This window comes from Moorena sp. SIO4A5 (assembly GCF_010672005.1).
In the GTDB taxonomy this organism is placed as follows: domain Bacteria; phylum Cyanobacteriota; class Cyanobacteriia; order Cyanobacteriales; family Coleofasciculaceae; genus Moorena.
Window position 1 is genome coordinate 1 of sequence record NZ_JAAHHZ010000484.1, and the last position, 3,650, is coordinate 3,650.

The window sequence follows — 3,650 nt, forward strand, 5'->3', positions numbered from 1 at the left end:
CTTCCTTAATCAGGGGGGAATAAAATTGACTGTACCTCATAAGTATGATAAACCCTATCAAACAATAATGTTATGGAAACGGCAAAACCTTGCGGTGCGACCCGTGGCGAATTAAATTCTTAATGGGTCAAGCGCACCGGAGGGTATATCAATACAAATAAAAAAAGACAAATAACAGCCAAAACAACACTATAAACAAAAAAAGCTAGCAGATTTGAATCACTCTCATATAATAAACGTGCTCTAAAACATCAAAGTATGGACTGTTAACTATGACCTCTAGCATACCAGATTTCCACACCAAAAACTTTAAACTGGGTGCCATGTCATTTCCAGAAAAAGTTATTTACTGGATAATTGTGCTAACACCGCTCTGGTGGTTGTTGGGAATACAAACACTCTTCTACCCAGCGGTAGTTGTTGGTTTGTTAGGAGTAAACTTTGATATCGACAAACTCACTAGGGTATCGATACCTGCTTGTATCTGGGCTTGGTTAGGTATGGCTCTAGTCATGGTCTGGACTGCTACGTTTGGTCTCAATGACGTAGGGTTTGCCTTGCATAAAATTGCTGCTACGTTCGTAACTTTTTTCAAAAGCTACTGTTTAATTGTTGCCGCACTGCTCCTACCGTTTTGGCATGTCATCAGGGTTAAGGTGGTCACCCGTGCTGTAGCTTGGATGGCAACAGGATATTTAGTGACTATCGCCATTGAGATGGTCATGCTGGTAGTGGGATTAGGCAAAGAACCTTTTCTACCGCCCTTAGCGCGTCTGATTCCCGGAGGTGCTCTGAGTTTGCTAGTTACATTTGCTGAGTTCCAACCTTTTTTTGGTATCCCGTTACCCAGGACAGTTCTTTACACCCCGGATCCCCCGATTGTAGGGGTGTGTTCCATTCTAAGTTTTTTTATCTGCTTAGGTGAAGAAAACCGCCGCTTACGTCAAGTATCCGTAGCAGGTTGTTTAACCGCTCTGCTAATTAGTTTTAGTCGTTTATCCTGGATTTCCTTTGTGATCCCATTGCTGATTACAGCTTGCTTCCGCAGCAGTTTGGCTCGTCAAGGTTCTTTATGGATTGGTTCATTAAGCTCATTAATTTGTGCTTTTTTGGGAGGTCTGACCTTAAGTGATTTAGTGAAAAAGCCCCTAGAAATTTTCAATAGTGCTCCTGCCGAATTCTCTAAAGACCGGGAACTTGTGGTTACTAAAACCCTTGAGGCTTGGCAACAACGCCCCTGGATGGGATGGGGAATTATACAAGGCTCCGTCAAATGGTATATCTATGACATTGCTTTGGGTTCGTTTTCAACCTACGCCTCAGTTCTTTATTTGAACGGCATCATTGGCTTGATCGTTTTCTTAGCTGCACTAGGTTCAACCCTTTGGAATACTTGGACTCCAGCGATTCGTGGTAACCATCATTGCCAGTGGGCATTTGCCAGTCTGGTGGCTTTGTACATGCTTCTCAACGGAACACCCTTGACCTGGATGGCAGTGTATTTGTGGTATTTTTTCGTCTGGTTAGGGGCAATTCTTGCGGAAGTACAGCGAAATGAGCAGTTTATCTATCGATGGGAGCACTTATCTGGCAGAACTTTAAAATTGAAAATTTAAAATTTAAAATTGAAAAAAATTATACTTTTACTTATTTAAATAAATAAATTTATTATTAATTATTTAGACAACCGTTTATTTAGATTAATTTTTATATAAATTTACATTTTAGCCAAAATGGTAATCCTTAGGAATATATCTTATGAAAAAAGTAGCTGCGATCCTGAATAGACATTGGACACTTTTATTAGTTTTTAATTCCTTGGTGCTGGGAGCTAGCTTTGGAGCCTTTTCTTTATTAAAGCCTTTTTGGATTGCTAAAGCACAGCTAATTCTACCAGAAACAGGCAAGTTACAAGCTAGTTTAGGAACCCTTGGGTCATTAACTAAGGGGGATTCTAAATTGGCGACTAAGAGTCATCCTCTGAATATGCAGGCATCTATTCTAACCAGTGATGCTTTGATGAGGCGCTTGTTGGAGTCTGACCCAGAGAAAAGGGATTTTAAAAGGCTGGTTCAATACAAGAAGTTGTTCGCGGTATCTCCTGACGAGGAATCGACTACGATCTGGTTGAATGCCACTGGGGATAGTCCAAAATTAGCAAGAGATCGAGTCAAGGCACTGATCAGTGCGTATCAGGAGCGTCTGAATGAACTACGTCAAGCAGATGGTACCACTAGGGTTGAGTTTAATAAGAAAGCGCTGGAGCGAGCTAAGCAAAAATTGGATCAGTCTCAGGAGGCATTAGCAAAGTTTCAGGAATCCTCTGGTTTAGTGAATAGCAAAGCCCAAACTGAAGGACTGGTGAGGGCAATTACTGATCTGAGTATTAGCCAAGCTCAGGCTCAAGCTCAAGCTCAAGCTAGTCAACATCAGCTTCAAATCCTATCGACTCGTTTGGGTCTTACTCCTAAGCAAGCAATCCGGTCTCTAGGTCTAGCAGAAAACCGGGATTACCAGTTTGTGCGGCAGCAGTTGACTGAATTGGAAGCGACTTTGGTCAAAGCTCAAACTACTTATACCTATGCTCATCCCGAGATCCAAAATCTGCTGCTACAACGTGAGGAGTTGCAGCAGCAGATTCAGCAGTACATCTTTCTAGCAGCTGGTGATACGTTAGTAGACCCGACGCTTACTGATAGTGCTCAAGGAAGAGCAATGTTAATCCAGCAACTGATTCTGGCGGAAAGTGCTGCTAGTGGTCAACAACAACAGGCTGAGCAATTACAGCAGCAGATTGACCAGATGAAAAGTACTTTAACGGTGATTCCTGTCCATCAGTCTAGGCTGCTGGAACTAAAGCGACAGTACAATGTGGCTGCGGGAGTCTATAACGGTTTAGTTGCTCAAATGGAGCAAGTCAATCTTGATGCTTTTAGTGCTTATCCCAATGTACAGGTGCTTGACCCTCCCACTGTTGACGAGAAGCCTGCTGGTCCAAAGAAGTTGTTAATCATAGCTAATGGTTTTCTGGCATCGGCAGTGGGTAGTATAGCGCTGGTATTGCTGCTAGAACGGCGCAACCCACTGCTGAGCCCGAAAGATCTAAAGGCAATCAAGTTCCCGATGGTGGTCAATATCCCTCATCTGAGACACGCTGGTATGGGATTAGAGCTGGGTACAGAAACGGATGTAGAGTTTCAGCGACTAGCATCGGTGATTAGCTTACGCTCTGGAGAGGACCGTCGCATCTTGATTACTAGCGCGATGGTCTCAGAAGGCAAAACTACTGTCACTCTGGGATTGGCGAGAGCTCTGGTAGATTTAGGGTTTCGGGTCTTGGTAGTAGATGGAGATTTCCGACAGGCCACCCTTTCTCAGCGCTTGGGTCATCACCATGACCCCCTCAAACCTGGACAGCCGGTAAAGATTCAACCGAGTCTTGACTTACTCCCTACCTCCCACAAAAAAGGCAAAATTGTGGAGCTGGTGACTCAGGGGAAATTTGAGCAGAGCCTAGCTACTGCGGAGGAATCGGGTGACTATGACTATGTTTTGATTGACAGTGCTCCGGTCAGTATGACCAGTGAAACTGCCCTGATGGCTGCTGTCATCCGTAATTTGTTGTTTGTTGTTCGACCTGAGATTAGTAA

Annotated in this window: 2 protein-coding genes; both read left to right on the forward strand. The window is 43.6% G+C overall.

What is annotated here, in order from left to right; all coding sequences use genetic code 11:
* The first annotated feature begins 272 nt into the window (after positions 1–272).
* Positions 273–1,616, forward strand: a complete 1,344-nt coding sequence (locus tag F6K57_RS39630; protein WP_293074268.1) for an O-antigen ligase family protein — start codon at positions 273–275, stop codon at positions 1,614–1,616.
* A gap of 142 nt (positions 1,617–1,758) precedes the next feature.
* Positions 1,759–3,650, forward strand: a 1,892-nt coding sequence (locus F6K57_RS39635; protein WP_293074270.1) for a GNVR domain-containing protein, incomplete at its 3' end; no start/stop codon positions are given.